The organism is Hyphomonas sp. (assembly GCF_016125515.1).
Lineage (GTDB): Bacteria > Pseudomonadota > Alphaproteobacteria > Caulobacterales > Hyphomonadaceae > Hyphomonas.
On the sequence record NZ_WGLO01000001.1, the window covers coordinates 1 to 12,911 of the forward strand.

13 protein-coding genes are annotated in these 12,911 nt (G+C 62.6%); 4 read left to right on the forward strand and 9 right to left on the reverse strand.

Features of this window, described 5'->3' with window-relative positions:
• On the forward strand, positions 1 to 487 hold a 487-nt coding region (locus tag GC148_RS00005; RefSeq protein ID WP_291067893.1), incomplete at its 5' end, for a hypothetical protein.
• Between the two features lie 10 nt (positions 488 to 497).
• Here GC148_RS00005 and GC148_RS00010 read toward each other — a convergent pair.
• From GC148_RS00010 to gap, 4 genes are all read right to left on the reverse strand, one after another.
• Positions 498 to 788 (reverse strand): zf-TFIIB domain-containing protein, encoded by a 291-nt coding sequence (locus GC148_RS00010; RefSeq protein WP_291067895.1) that lies wholly within the window; start codon positions 786 to 788, stop codon positions 498 to 500.
• A 92-nt stretch (positions 789 to 880) separates the two neighbouring features.
• Positions 881 to 1,792: a fructose bisphosphate aldolase gene (locus tag GC148_RS00015; RefSeq protein WP_366062887.1), complete on the reverse strand. Its 912-nt coding sequence runs from the start codon at positions 1,790 to 1,792 to the stop codon at positions 881 to 883.
• Between the two features lie 243 nt (positions 1,793 to 2,035).
• Positions 2,036 to 3,232 (reverse strand): phosphoglycerate kinase, encoded by a 1,197-nt coding sequence (locus GC148_RS00020; protein ID WP_291067899.1) that lies wholly within the window; start codon positions 3,230 to 3,232, stop codon positions 2,036 to 2,038.
• 6 nt (positions 3,233 to 3,238) lie between these two features.
• Complete coding sequence (gene gap, locus GC148_RS00025) at positions 3,239 to 4,252, reverse strand: type I glyceraldehyde-3-phosphate dehydrogenase (protein ID WP_291067901.1); 1,014 nt, start codon at positions 4,250 to 4,252, stop codon at positions 3,239 to 3,241.
• Between the two features lie 216 nt (positions 4,253 to 4,468).
• Here gap and GC148_RS00030 point away from each other — a divergent pair, with 216 nt between their 5' ends.
• Positions 4,469 to 5,416 (forward strand): DMT family transporter, encoded by a 948-nt coding sequence (locus tag GC148_RS00030; RefSeq protein ID WP_291067903.1) that lies wholly within the window; start codon positions 4,469 to 4,471, stop codon positions 5,414 to 5,416.
• Here the strand turns inward: GC148_RS00030 and GC148_RS00035 are convergent.
• Both GC148_RS00035 and ccrA read right to left on the reverse strand, forming a co-directional pair.
• The gene (locus tag GC148_RS00035) at positions 5,407 to 5,772 is read right to left on the reverse strand and encodes a nuclear transport factor 2 family protein (RefSeq protein ID WP_291067905.1); all 366 of its coding nucleotides are present in this window, start codon (positions 5,770 to 5,772) and stop codon (positions 5,407 to 5,409) included. The genes GC148_RS00030 and GC148_RS00035 overlap by 10 nt on opposite strands.
• Positions 5,773 to 5,781: 9 nt before the next feature.
• Positions 5,782 to 7,053, reverse strand: a complete 1,272-nt coding sequence (gene ccrA, locus GC148_RS00040; protein ID WP_291067907.1) for a crotonyl-CoA carboxylase/reductase — start codon at positions 7,051 to 7,053, stop codon at positions 5,782 to 5,784.
• A gap of 151 nt (positions 7,054 to 7,204) precedes the next feature.
• On the opposite strand from ccrA, the gene GC148_RS00045 reads away from it, so the two are divergent.
• A complete protein-coding gene (locus tag GC148_RS00045) occupies positions 7,205 to 8,095 on the forward strand; it encodes an aminotransferase class IV (protein WP_291067908.1) in 891 nt (296 codons plus the stop codon).
• On the opposite strand, the gene GC148_RS00050 is transcribed toward GC148_RS00045, so the two are convergent.
• On the reverse strand, positions 8,035 to 8,343 hold the full coding sequence (locus GC148_RS00050; protein ID WP_291067910.1) for a SemiSWEET transporter: 309 nt from the start codon (positions 8,341 to 8,343) through the stop codon (positions 8,035 to 8,037). The two genes, GC148_RS00045 and GC148_RS00050, sit on opposite strands and share 61 nt — an antisense overlap.
• 53 nt (positions 8,344 to 8,396) lie before the next feature.
• Complete coding sequence (locus GC148_RS00055) at positions 8,397 to 8,900, reverse strand: hypothetical protein (RefSeq protein ID WP_291067912.1); 504 nt, start codon at positions 8,898 to 8,900, stop codon at positions 8,397 to 8,399.
• Between the two features lie 143 nt (positions 8,901 to 9,043).
• On the opposite strand from GC148_RS00055, the gene GC148_RS00060 reads away from it, so the two are divergent.
• Positions 9,044 to 11,038 (forward strand): methylmalonyl-CoA mutase family protein, encoded by a 1,995-nt coding sequence (locus GC148_RS00060; protein ID WP_291067914.1) that lies wholly within the window; start codon positions 9,044 to 9,046, stop codon positions 11,036 to 11,038.
• Here GC148_RS00060 and GC148_RS00065 read toward each other — a convergent pair.
• Positions 11,035 to 12,861 (reverse strand): DUF885 domain-containing protein, encoded by a 1,827-nt coding sequence (locus GC148_RS00065; protein WP_291067916.1) that lies wholly within the window; start codon positions 12,859 to 12,861, stop codon positions 11,035 to 11,037. The genes GC148_RS00060 and GC148_RS00065 overlap by 4 nt on opposite strands.
• Positions 12,862 to 12,911 lie beyond the last annotated feature (50 nt).

Sequence of the window (12,911 nt, forward strand, 5' to 3'; positions counted from 1 at the left end):
ACGAGGGCGATCAAACTCTAGTTCGGAGCGTAAGACCTCCTGCCTTGCGACGATCCGTCCCTCGCCGCCGTTCGGGAGCTGCAACTCCCGGCGGCGGTGCCAATATCTCCCAATCGGCTGGGAAAGTCATAAGACAAGCCTTGCGGCATTCCTGATCTTTCAGCCACTGCACTTCCTGAAAGGCATTGAGGAGCTGACAGAGCTGGGCTTCGTCATCGTAACGTCGATCATCTTGGCGGGGATCCACACCTCCGGCCTGATCGCGCGCCGGGTCGGTCTCCTCCTTCGGCTTGTGACTTTCGGGGTCGGCGCCGGCGCTGGCTATCTGTCTTACAAGTTTGCAGGCGAAATCCGCCCGCACATCGTTGCGCTTGGCGAAAACGCGCAGATTTTTGAGCAGGGCGCCGGTATCTCGCTTTTCAACGCGCTCATCTTCTTCATCTACATCATCGTCTCAGGCGCAGTGATCCTGATGTCGGATCGCTGACGGCGGCGCCTCAGAAGTCGAACAGGTCGCTGAGGAAGCTTTCCCTCTTGTAGCGTTTGCCCTTGCGCTTCCAGTCGTCGTCATCATGGTCATCGCGGAAACGCCCTTCGTCACGGTAGTGTTCCGGGCGGTGGGCTTCAGGATGCGGGGTAGGGGCGGGCGCCGTGGTCGCTGCCCGGTCGATGATCTTGTCGAGTTCGCCGCGGTCCAGCCAAACGCCCCGGCATTTCGGGCAATAGTCGATTTCGACGCCATTGCGCTCGGCCATCACCAGGGTCTCGTTATCAACGGGGCATTGCATCGGCGTCTCCTGAAATAAAAAAGGCGCGGGAGTTGCCTCCCGCGCCTTCAAACATGGGTTTCGCCCGCGGCCTCGCAAGAGGCCTGCTTGTCTCAGCCCGCTTTCGAGGCCTCGCAGGTGATGTTGATCGTCTCTGCCAGGACCGTGTCGAAATCGGCATCGCTCTGCTGGGCCGATAGACCTTCGGTCAGGGCGCGCGAGAAGCTCGCGATGATACCGGTATTCTCGCCCAGTTTCTGGCAGGCGACTTCGCGGCTGTAGCCGCCCGAAAGGGCAACGACGCGCATCACACGCGGATGGTCAACGAGCGGTTTGTAGAAGTTGGCAACCGTCGGCAGTGTCAGCTTCAGCATGACTTGCTGGTTCGAGGGCAGGGCATCGAGCTGCTTCAGGATTTCCGAACGAAGGATCTCTTCGGCTTCGGCCTTGTCGGCGATCGAAATCGTCACTTCCGGCTCAATGATCGGCATCAGGCCGTGCGAAAGGATCTGCTTGCCGACTTCAAACTGCTGGGCGACCACGGCAGCGATGCCTGCCGGGTTGGCCGCATCGATGACCGAGCGCATCTTGGTGCCGAAAATGCCCTTGGCAACGGCGCGCGTCAGCAGCGCGTCGAGCCCGGTGATCGGCTTCATCAGCTGAACGCCTTCCTTGGCGGCTTCGAGGCCCTTGTCGACCTTCAGGAAGGGAACGACGCCGCGTTTGGTCCAGAGATATTCCGCAGTCGGAATGCCGTCGATAGCGCCATCCATGGTGCGCTCGAACAGGATTGCCCCGATCACCTTTTCCCCAGTAAATGCCGGCGACTTGATGATCCGTGCACGCATGTCGTGGATGAGGCCGTACATTTCCTCCTCCGTCGACCAGGCGCTCTCGTCCACGCCATACTGGCGCAGCGCTTTCGGCGTCGAGCCGCCCGACTGGTCGAGCGCAGCAATGAAGCCCGCCTTCTGCGACATCTGCTGCGCCATCGCCTTGTTGTCAGCCATCATTGCCATATCCATGCTTGTCATTGTCCCGACCTTCCTTGGCCCCCGCAGGGCGGCCTGTTCATCCGTATCCGTAATGTCACGCCGCCGAACCTGGAGAAGGCTGCTGTCACGCTTTGAAACAGCGGTCCGGTCCGTAATGCGGGCCGGTGTCTCAAATGTGGCGGCGCCGTGCGGCTGACCTTGCATACTGCCCTATATTCAAGCGCCGTGCCGGAAAAGACAGACAACGTTGCCATGCGGCAACTCGGCTGCAGGTCAGTGGCGGAGCGCTTCAACACCCGGCAGCGGCTTGCCTTCCATCCATTCCAGGAAGGCACCGCCCGCTGTGGAGACAAAGGTCAGGTCGTCCGCCACGCCGGCATGGTTCATGGCGGCGACCGTGTCCCCGCCACCTGCCACCGCGACCAGCTTGCCGTCCTTGGCCAGACGCGCGGCCGCCTCAGCGACCTTCACGGTGGCCATGTCGAACGGCGTGAGCTCGAACGCGCCGAGCGGGCCGTTCCAGATCAGTGTCTTGGCGCGTCCGAGTGCTGCGACCAGGTGCACGACAGACATCAGGCCGGCATCGAGGATCATCTCGTCTGCCGCCACCTCGTCGAGGCCGCACACACGGTTTGCCGCATTCGCCTTGAACTCCTTGGCCACCACGACATCGCGCGGCAGCAGGATCTCGCAGCCTGCCGCTCTGGCAGCTGCTTCGATCTCGCGCACCGTATCGGCCAGGTCGTGCTCGCACAGCGATTTGCCGACATCGACGCCTTGGGCGGCGAGGAAGGTGTTCGCCATGCCGCCGCCGATGGCCAGCATGTCGACCTTGGTCACAAGGTTTTTCAGCAGGTCGATCTTGGACGAAACTTTCGCGCCGCCCACGATCGCCATGACGGGGCGTTCCGGGTTGCCGAGCGCCTTGTCGAGCGCGTCGAGTTCGGCCTCCATCGTCACGCCGGCATAGGCGGGCAGGAGCTCGGCCAGAACGGCCGTTGTCACATGGCGGCGGTGCGCCGCGGAGAAGGCGTCGTTGACATAGATGTCGCCGAGGCTCGCGATTTGCTTGGCGAGTTCCAGGTCGCCCTTTTCCTCGCCTTTGTAGAAACGGGTGTTCTCGAGCAGGATCACGCCGGCCGGCTGGAGGTCGGCAATCGCCTTCTTCACATGTTCGCCCTTGCAATCGGCCACGAAGCTGACATTGGCGCCGAGCACTTTCGCAAACGCGCCGGCCACCGGCGCGAGGCTCATCTCAGCCACGCGTTCACCTTTCGGCCGGCCGAAGTGCGCCAGTAGGGCCACCTTCGCGCCCGCCGTGCGCAGGCTCTGGACGGTATCGACGGCCGCACGCAGGCGCGTGTCGTCCGTAACCAGACCGTTTTCCATCGGCACATTGAAGTCGACGCGCACAAGCGCGACCTTGCCGATGAGATTGCCCGCGTCGGCGATGCGTTTGAAGTTAGCCATGGTGACTTATTTAATCAGTTTCGCCAGCGTGACGGCGGTGTCCGCCATGCGGGTCGAGAAGCCCCACTCGTTGTCATACCAAGTCATGATAGACACGAAATTGCCGTCCATGACTTTCGTCTGGTCGAGGTGGAAGATCGAGGAGCGGTCATCGTGGATGAAGTCCGACGAGACGTTCGGTTGGTCGGTGACGCCGAGCACGCCTTTCAGCGGGCCGCTGCTCGCGGCGGCGATGATGGCGTTGTTCACTTCCTCGACGGTCGTGGATTTCTTGGCGATGAATTTCAGGTCGACGACCGAGACGTTCGGCGTCGGCACGCGCACCGAGATACCGTCCAGCTTGCCCTTAAGCTCCGGCAGGACGAGGCCGACAGCCTTGGCGGCACCGGTCGAGGTCGGGATCATCGAAAGTGAAGCCGCGCGGGCGCGGTAGAGGTCCTTGTGCATCTGGTCGAGCGAGGGCTGGTCATTCGTGTACGAATGGATCGTCGTCATCATGCCCTTTTCGATGCCGATGGCCTTGTGCAGGACTGCGGCGACCGGCGCGAGGCAGTTCGTGGTGCACGACGCGTTCGAGACGACCATGTGGCCCTTCGTCAGCTTGTCGTGGTTGACGCCGTAGACGACCGTCAGGTCGGCGCCATCAGCCGGCGCGGACACAAGCACGCGCTTGGCGCCGGCGGCGAGGTGGGCCGAGGCTTTCTCTTTCGACGTGAAGATGCCGGTGCACTCCATCGCGATATCCACGTCGAGTTCGCGGTGGGGCAGGTCTTTCGGGTCGCGGATCGCGGTCACGAGGATCGGTTTGCCGTTGATGACGATCTTGTCGCCATCGACCTTCACGTCAGCCGGGAAGCGGCCATGAACCGAATCGAACCGCAAGAGGTGCGCGTTGGTCTCGACCGGGCCGAGATCGTTGATGGCCACGACTTCGATGTCGGTGCGGCCATGTTCGATGATCGAGCGCAGGACGAGGCGGCCGATCCGGCCAAAACCATTGATTGCAACGCGAACGGCCATCTGTTTTCTCCTGTCAGGCGAGATATCTCGCAGTTTTGCTGCCATTTACTGGCGCTGGCCCCCTACGTCCACCCGCATTCCGTGCGGCACCGCGCCGCTAAATGACGCTGGGGAAGGGAGCGTTTGCCTTGCCCGGCGCCTGCAAGTTCCATGCAAGCCGGATCGCTGGACAGCGGCGGCGCACCCGCCTAGTCCCGAAATGGGAGAGAGGATCGCATGACTGACACGCCAGAGCCGGGGAACGAGGCCGGCCGGCCGTTGCTCGATTGGGTCCTGTTCGGCCTTCTGTCGACGATCTGGGCGGGGGCCTATCCCTTGACCCGTCTTGCGGTCGGCAAGGGTACGGAGACCGGCCTTCCGCCGGAATGGGTCTTGCCTGGCCGCCTGGTGATCGGCGCGGTCGTTCTCTGGACGGTGTTGATTGCGTCTCGCAAACACCTGCCCCCGTTCCGGGACTGGCGGCGCTGGCGCACGATTGTCGCCATGGGCATCACCGGTTCGGTGATCCCCTTCTTCTTCATCACCACGGCCCAGCAGACGGTCAATTCCAGCCTTGCCGCGCTCTACACGGCCGCGTCGCCGGTATTTGTCGCCATCGGCGCCAACCTGATGTTTGCGGAAGAGCGCATGACCGGCCGGACGGGCCTTGGTGTCTTGCTCGGCTTTGTCGGTGTCGGCGTGCTGTTCGGGCCTGATGCGCTGCAGGGGCTGGGCTCCGCCGATGTCATCGCGCAGGTCTTCCTGCTGATCGCGACGCTCGCCTTCGCAGCCAGTACGCTGATCGCCCGCGCCGCCCCGCCGATGGAGGCTATCGTCTTCGCGGCCAGCTATGCCGCCGTTTCGGCGCTCACCGCGCTGCCCATGGCACTGATGGTTGCTCCGGCAGAGGTGAATGCCAACTGGATAAACTGGCTTGGCGTGCTTGGGCTGGGGCTCGGCTCATCCGGTATTGCGCAGATCGTCTATGTCACACTGATCGCCCGTGCGGGCGCCACCTTCGTGTCGCTGAACGGCTACGCTATCCCCGTGATCAGTGCGGTTCTGGGTTGGGTCTTCTTCCACGAAACACAAAGCTGGAATGCGCTTCTCGCGTTTGCGCTCATTCTCACCGGCGTCTGGCTCGCCCGCACTGGCGGGCGCGGACGCCTGCCGGCTCAGCGATAGGCAGCGATCGACTCGCGGACTTCGCCGTCGGCGTCGAACAGGAATGTCTCGGCGACGAGTTCCTCGCGGTGGTTCGTGTACAGAAGGGTGACGCCGTCGGAGCTGGTCAGAACGTTCTCCAGTTCAAAGAACAGTTCCGCAGACCGCTCCAGCGCTTTCGTCCAATAGTCGCGCAGGGCCGCCTTGCCCAAAACGGACGGCGCGCCATTGCCCATCACCAGCGCAATGCGCGGGGAATGGAAGACGACGCCGTCCGAATAATGGGCGAGGATCCGGTCGATGTCACGGTCGTTCCAGGCTGACAGCCAGGACCGGGCAAACTTCTCCGCCTTGGCGCGGTCGAAGGGCGGCTTCATCGAAGCTTTTCAGCCCTGACCGTTGACCGCCAGCACATCCTCGACCGTGCGCAGGCCCGGCTTCGGCGCCGTGACGAGCACGGCCATGTTGCCGGGCAGGTGTTTGTTGTCGAGCATCTTCTCATGCGCGAGCGGAATGTCCGCCCAGGGGAAGACTTCCGACATGCCGGGATCGATCCGCCGGTTTATGACGAGGTCGTTCGCGGCACTGGCCTGTTTCAGATGAGCAAAGTGCGAACCCTGAACACGTTTCTGGCGCATCCAGAGGAAGCGGGCATCCATGGTCAGGTTGAAGCCCGTGGTACCAGCGCAGATCACCACCATACCGCCACGTTTCACGACGAACACGGATACGGGGAAAGTGGATTCGCCGGGGTGCTCGAAGACGATATCTACGTCCTTCTTGCCGGTGATGTCCCAGATCGCCTTGCCGAACTTGCGGCTTTCTTTCATGTAGTTGTTGAACTCCGGGCCGTTGACCTTCGGCAGCTGGCCCCAGCAGTTGAAGTCATTCCGGTTGATCACGCCTTTCGCGCCCAGGCTCAAAACATAGTCGCGCTTGTCCTCGGACGAGACGACGCCGATCGCGTTCGCACCGGTCACGGCGCAGAGCTGCACGGCAAAGCTACCAAGGCCGCCCGAGGCGCCCCAGACCAGCACGTTGTCGGCCGGCTTCACGATGTGCGGGCGGTGGCCGAACAGCATCCGGTAAGCCGTGGCGAGCGTCAGCGTGTAGCAGGCGCTCTCTTCCCAGGTCAGGTGTTTCGGACGCGGCATGCACTGGCGGGCCTGCACGCGGCAGAATTGCGCGAAAGCGCCGTCCGGTGTCTCATAGCCCCAGATGCGCTGGCTCGATGAGAACATCGGGTCGCCGCCATTGCACTCTTCGTCATCCCCATCATCCTGGTTGCAGTGGATGACGACTTCGTCGCCCGGCTTAACCCGGGTGACGCGCTTGCCGACGGCCCACACGATGCCTGATGCATCGGAGCCCGCAACGTGGAAGGGCTGCTTGTGACCGTCAAACGGTGAAATCGGCTCGCCGAGCGCGGCCCAGATGCCGTTATAGTTGACACCGGCCGCCATCACGAGGACCAGCACTTCGTCGGAATCGATTTCCGGCACCGGTACCTGCTCGACCTGCATGGCCGTCATCGGGCGTCCGTGGCGCTCGCGCCGGATTGCCCAGGCATGCATCATTTTTGGAACGTGGAACTCAGGCGGAATCTCGCCGAGTTCGTAGATGTCTTTTTCGATGCGTCCCGCCGTTTTGGTGGCCATCACCTTCCTCCGTCTGATCTGTTTGTGCTGCCTTCCACTCTGCGGTGGCTTCACAGCCCTGATTGGCGCGGGCACACTGGCAAGTGTCATGCCGCAGCGCAAGAAAAATGTTGCGGCGCACAATTGCAACCCGTTTCCTCAGGACTGCCTTATGCCCGTTTGTCAGATTGTCCATCTGAATGGTTCGTTCCTGCCGCTCGCAGAGGCGCGAATTTCGCCGCTCGATCGCGGATTCCTGTTCGCCCATGCAGCTTATGAAGTAACGGCGGTCTATGGCGGGCGTTTTATTGACATGCCGGGCCACCTAACGCGCCTGTCGCGCACGCTGGCCGGGATTGCCTTGCCAGATCCGCTCTCGCCGTCAGGTTGGGAAGCGCTCCATAAGGAACTGATCGTACGCAACGATCTCAATGAGGGAATCGTCTACCTGGAGGTCACCGGCGGCGCCTACGATGTGCGCGACTTTGCGGGCCCTGAAACCTTCGTGCCCACCGTCTTTGCCTATGCCGATTCCCGCAAGCTCATCGGCGCCGAAGCGCGCGATGGCATCAAGGTCGTGTTCCTGGACGACACACGCTGGAAGCGGCGCGACATGAAGACGGTCCAGCTGCTCTCGCAAGGTCTCGCCTATCGCACAGCGAAGGCGCGCGGCGCCGATACGGCATTCATGGTCGAGGACGGTTTCGTGACCGAGGCGGCCTCTTCCAATGCCTGGATCGTCACGCCGTCCGGCGAAATCATCACCCGCCACCTCTCGCCGGCGATCCTGCCGGGCATCACGCGGGCCGGTGTCATGGCGCTGCGGGGAAAGGGCGGATTCGCTGTCACCGAGCGCGCATTCACACCGGACGAAGCGGTTAATGCGGCCGAGGTGTTCACGACCTCTTCAGGCGCGATGGTGGCTCCGGTCACCCATATCGAAGGCCGCCCGGTGGGCGATGGCAAGCCGGGACCTGTCACCCGGCAGATCCAGCGTCTTTACTATGAAGCGATGGGGGCAGACCTTGCCGCGGTCGCGCCCTGGGCGATGGAGCGGGCCTGAAGCACGGCCCGGGCTTTCAGCACGAGAATAAGCGTGGCGAGCGTCAGCGTGATGGCATTGGCCAGGATCACGGGCAGCGCGCCGTCGAGTATTCCATAGATGAGCCAGGCCGCGACTCCGATGGTGAACAACGCATACATCGCAAGCGAAATGCCTTCGGTCTTGCCCGTTCGTAATACCAACCAGGCCTGCGGTACAAAGGACAGCGTGGTCAGGAATGCGCCCACAAATCCGAAAATGTCCGTCACGCGCACGCTCCTCAAGGCCGTAGCGCCTGCTCTAGGCCGCTTCGGCGGCGGCGTCACCGGGGCGGATCGGGGTCGATGATTTCGCCCTCGATGATTTCCCCATCGCCCTCCGCTGCCGGGCCGCCCTGATGCGCGCGCATGGCGGCCTGCAGCTCACTGCGTACGGCGTTGATCTGCCGGCCCGCGATGCGCGCGCTGACTTCGTTGGCGATCAGGGCTGCGGCGGTGGTGGCGCCGAGGATCAGGAGATCGGGAAGGGCGAACGTACGGGCGAGGGCCGTGTCCCGGAACAGGGTCAGCACGCCGTTGAACAGTACAAAGACACCGATCAGCAGGCCGAGCCGGAAGGCGAAACCCATGACCAGGGACGCACCGTTCACTTGCGCGGCGGCGATGCGGCGCCGTTCGATCAGGCTGACGATCAGCATCAGTGCGGCCAGACCCGCCAGAGCAAGGGGGCTGCGCTGGTAAACGGCCAGCAGCGCCGCGCCCATCGGAAAAGCGATGAGCGAAACGAGGCGCAGGCTGATCACAGTCTGCAGGCCAGGTTGGTTCATGGGGCGCAGCTCCGTCTGTTGAACAGCAGATGGGGATCGGCGCGCGCGAATGCCAACGTGTCGAAAAGGCGCGGCGGCAAGTCGCTTGCATCCCACGCTTTGGTCCGTCATGTTGCGCCGCAACAAAGGGGAGGCAGAGCCAGATGAGCAAGCCCGGAACAGACTATCAGCACGCGCCTGAAGAGCCGTGGATCTTCCGCACCTATGCCGGCCACTCGACCGCGCAGAAATCGAACGAACTGTACCGTTTGAACCTGTCCAAAGGCCAGACAGGCCTGTCCATCGCCTTCGATCTGCCGACCCAGACCGCTTATGACGCCGACTACATCCTGGCCAAGGGCGAGGTCGGAAAGGTGGGCGTGCCGGTGAAACACCTCGGCGACATGCGCCTCCTGTTCGACCAGCTTCCGCTGGAAAAGATGAACACCTCGATGACGATCAACGCACCGGCCGCCTGGATGCTGGCGCTGTATGTTGCCCTCGCCGACGAGCGTGGGGAAAGCCGCAAGAAACTACGCGGCACGACGCAGAACGACATCGTGAAGGAATACCTCTCTCGTGGCACCTATGTGTTTCCGCCAGAACCCTCCCTGCGCCTGATCGGTGATATGGTGAGCTGGTGCTACACTGAAGTTCCAAAATGGAACCCTATGAATGTCTGCTCCTACCACCTCCAGGAAGCCGGCGCGACGCCCGAACAGGAGCTGGCCTACGCCCTCGCTACGGCCATCGCCGTACTGGATACGGTCAAGGCGGGCGGACAAGTTCCGGAATCAGACTTTGAAACGGTCTTCGGCCGGATCTCTTTCTTCGTGAATGCCGGGGTCCGTTTCGTAACGGAACTTTGTAAGATGCGCGCCTTCGTCGATCTCTGGGAAGAGATCGGCCGTGAGCGCTACGGCGTCACCGATCCCAAGGCACTGCTCTTCCGGTACGGCGTGCAAGTGAACTCCCTCGGCCTGACCGAGCCGCAGCCCGAGAACAATGTCTACCGTATCCTGATCGAGGCTCTCGCGGTCACCTTGTCCAAGAAGGCCCGGTGCCGCGCGCTGCAGCTGCCCGCCTGGAACGAGGCCATGGGCCTGCCGCGTCCGTGGGACCAGCAATGGTCGCTGCGCCTGCAGCAGATCCTCGCCTACGAGACCGACCTGCTCGAGTTTGAAGACATCTTCGATGGTAGCCACGTCATCGATTCCAAGACCAAAGAACTAAAGGACAAGGCGCGGGCCACGCTCGCAAAGATCGACGCCATCGGCGGCGCGAAAGATGCGATCGGCTTCATGAAGGAGAGCCTCGTCGGCGCGCATATCGACCGTATCCGCGCCATCGAGTCGGGTGCGATGAAGGTCGTTGGCGTCAACGCCTATACTGAAACCGAAGAGAGCCCGCTCGGCACCGGCGACGGCGCCATCATGACGGTTGATCCTGCGGAAGAAGCCGCGCAGGTGCGCGATCTCAAGGCCTGGCGCAGCGCCCGCGACGCCAAGGCGGCCGAAGCCGCCCTTGCGGAGCTTCGCGCGGCGGCCGCTGAGAACCGCAACATCATGGAGCCCTCCATCGCCTGCGCCAAGGCCGGCGTGACGACAGGGGAGTGGGGCACGGTGTTGCGCGAAGTCTTCGGCGAATTCCGTGCGCCCACGGGCGTGGCGCTGGTCGTCAGCTCGGATGGCGACGCCGATATCGAAGCGGTGAAAGCCGAAGTCGCCCGCGTCTCGAAGGCTTTGGGACGTACACTGACTTATGTGCTCGGCAAGCCGGGCCTCGATGGACACTCGAACGGCGCCGAGCAGATCGCCGCGCGCGGCCGCGCGGTCGGCATGGAGGTGGTCTACGAAGGCATCCGCTTCACGCCGTCGGAAATCGCCGCCCAGGCCAAAGCCGCCAAGGCTCATGTGGTCGGTCTTTCGATCCTCTCAGGCAGCCATCTCGATCTCGTTCGCGAAACGATTGCGGAACTGCGCGCCGCCGGTCTCGGCAATGTGCCGGTCGTGGTGGGCGGCATCATTCCGCCGGAAGACGCCCGCGCGCTGAAGCAAATGGGCATTGCCCGCGTCTATACGCCGAAGGATTTCAAGATCACCGAAATCATGGGCGACGTGACGAAGCTGGTCGAAAAAGCCTGGCTGGTGAAGGGCTAGCCTCCCTTCGCCTTTTCGGCCGCGATCCAGTCGTCCACCACCTCGTCGAGAATGCCGAGCGGCATGGCGCCGTTGCCGAGCACGGTTTCGTGGAACTGTCGCAGGTCGAACGTGTCGCCCAGCTCGGCTTCGGCCCGGGCCCGCGCCTTGAGGATCGCCAGCTGACCGGTCTTGTAAGCGGTCGCCTGACCCGGCCAAACGACATAGCGCTCGATCTCGCGGACAACCTCCTCTTCGGTCATACCGGTCTTCTCGCGCATGTAGGCGATGGCCTCCTCGCGTGACCAGTGTTTCGCATGCATGCCTGTATCGACCACGAGGCGCACGGCGCGGAACATTTCCGCCTTCAGCCGTCCAAGGTCGCCCAGCGGGTCGTCCGTGTACATACCCATATCAGTGGATGCGAGACGTTCGGCATAAAGCGCCCAGCCTTCCGTATAGGCATTGAATGGACTGAACTTCCGGATCATCGGCACGCCGGTAATCAGCTGCGCCGCCGAAATCTGGAAATGGTGCCCGGGGGCGGCTTCATGATAGAGCAGCGTCGGCAGGGTCCATTTTGGATTGTCTGCCGTGTTCTTCAGATTGATGTAAAAGCGTCCGGGCCGTGACCCGTCGAGCGCGGGCTGGGTGTAATATCCGCCGGGCGAGGAATCCTGCGAATATTCCGGCACCCGCACGATCTCCAGCGGCTGGGTCGGCAGCGTTATGAAATAGTCGCTGGCCTTCGCCATCACTTCATCATTCAGTTCGACGAGATAATCGAGCATCTGCTGCCGGCCGGCATCGTCATTGGGGAACACCTCCTCCGGGTCCGTCATCAGCGCATCGATACGCTCGGGCAAAGTGCCTTCCGTGCGGCCGGACGCGACGAGGATCGCCTCCATCTCCGCTTCGATGCGGGCAACTTCGGACAAGCCGAGCGCGTGGATTTCGTCGGCGGTCATGTCGGTCGTGGTGTTGGATTTAAGTGCCACTGCATAGATCTCGTCGCCGCCCGGAACATGCCAGATGCCTGCATCATGCGTGGCGTCGGTTCGCATCTCTGTCATCAGGGCGATCAGGGCTTCGTAGCCAGGGATCACGCCTGTTTCGACGGCTTCGGTCGTCTGGGCGATCAGGTCAGCCTTCTGATCGGCGCTGAGGCCTTCGACCTTGTCGAGCCGGGCTGGCAGGGTGGCGACGAGGACGTTCCCGGCCGCGCCGCCTTCGATGAAGGCCTGCATGCCCGCAATCGTTTTGTCGATTATGAAGTCCGGCGGGATCACGCCGGCAGCGCGGTCGTCCTCGACGCGGGCATGTACTTCCTTCAGCACACGGCCGAATTCCTTCACCCGGCTGACATAACGCTTCGCGCTTTTCTCATTGATTATGACATGCGTATCAGTCAGGAATTGCGGCAGGTTCACCGTCACGCCCGAGATCTGGTTGACGCGGTAGCTGCCATGCTCGAATTCGGCGTCGCGGAGCAAATCGTCGAAGAACCAGGCGACAATCTGGTAGCTCAGCAGTTCCTGCCCCTCGAGGCCTTCGGGCCCATACTTGTCGAGGCCGGCGCGCGCCTTGCGCAGCTTTGCCAGCGTCTTGTCGTCGGCCGCCTTCGTATAGTCGGCGAGCTTGCCGGAGTGGAAATCCAGAGGCGTATTATCTATCATGCCAAGCTGGGTCATCAGCTCCGGCGAGTCCAGGGCAAACGAGATCGTCGCCTTGTTGATGTAATTGTTGATGCCGACCGGCTTCCACCAGAACCAGGTGTAGAGCCCGAACAGGGCCGCCAGAAGCAGGGCGGACAGGCCGCCCGCGATTTTCAAAACCAGTTTCATGGCGCAGCTCCCCGCAAGTCGAGGCGAAGGCTAGCGTATCAAGTGCAGGC

Coding starts and splice junctions, on each gene's coding strand:
- GC148_RS00045 (WP_291067908.1), top strand. CDS start 7,205: ATGCCCGTTTGTCAGATTGTCCATCTGAATGGTTCGTTCCTGCCGCTC.
- ccrA (WP_291067907.1), bottom strand. CDS start 7,053: ATGGCCACCAAAACGGCGGGACGCATCGAAAAAGACATCTACGAACTC.
- GC148_RS00065 (WP_291067916.1), bottom strand. CDS start 12,861: ATGAAACTGGTTTTGAAAATCGCGGGCGGCCTGTCCGCCCTGCTTCTG.
- GC148_RS00030 (WP_291067903.1), top strand. CDS start 4,469: ATGACTGACACGCCAGAGCCGGGGAACGAGGCCGGCCGGCCGTTGCTC.
- GC148_RS00015 (WP_366062887.1), bottom strand. CDS start 1,792: ATGGATATGGCAATGATGGCTGACAACAAGGCGATGGCGCAGCAGATG.
- GC148_RS00060 (WP_291067914.1), top strand. CDS start 9,044: ATGAGCAAGCCCGGAACAGACTATCAGCACGCGCCTGAAGAGCCGTGG.
- GC148_RS00020 (WP_291067899.1), bottom strand. CDS start 3,232: ATGGCTAACTTCAAACGCATCGCCGACGCGGGCAATCTCATCGGCAAG.
- GC148_RS00010 (WP_291067895.1), bottom strand. CDS start 788: ATGCAATGCCCCGTTGATAACGAGACCCTGGTGATGGCCGAGCGCAAT.
- GC148_RS00055 (WP_291067912.1), bottom strand. CDS start 8,900: ATGAACCAACCTGGCCTGCAGACTGTGATCAGCCTGCGCCTCGTTTCG.
- GC148_RS00035 (WP_291067905.1), bottom strand. CDS start 5,772: ATGAAGCCGCCCTTCGACCGCGCCAAGGCGGAGAAGTTTGCCCGGTCC.
- gap (WP_291067901.1), bottom strand. CDS start 4,252: ATGGCCGTTCGCGTTGCAATCAATGGTTTTGGCCGGATCGGCCGCCTC.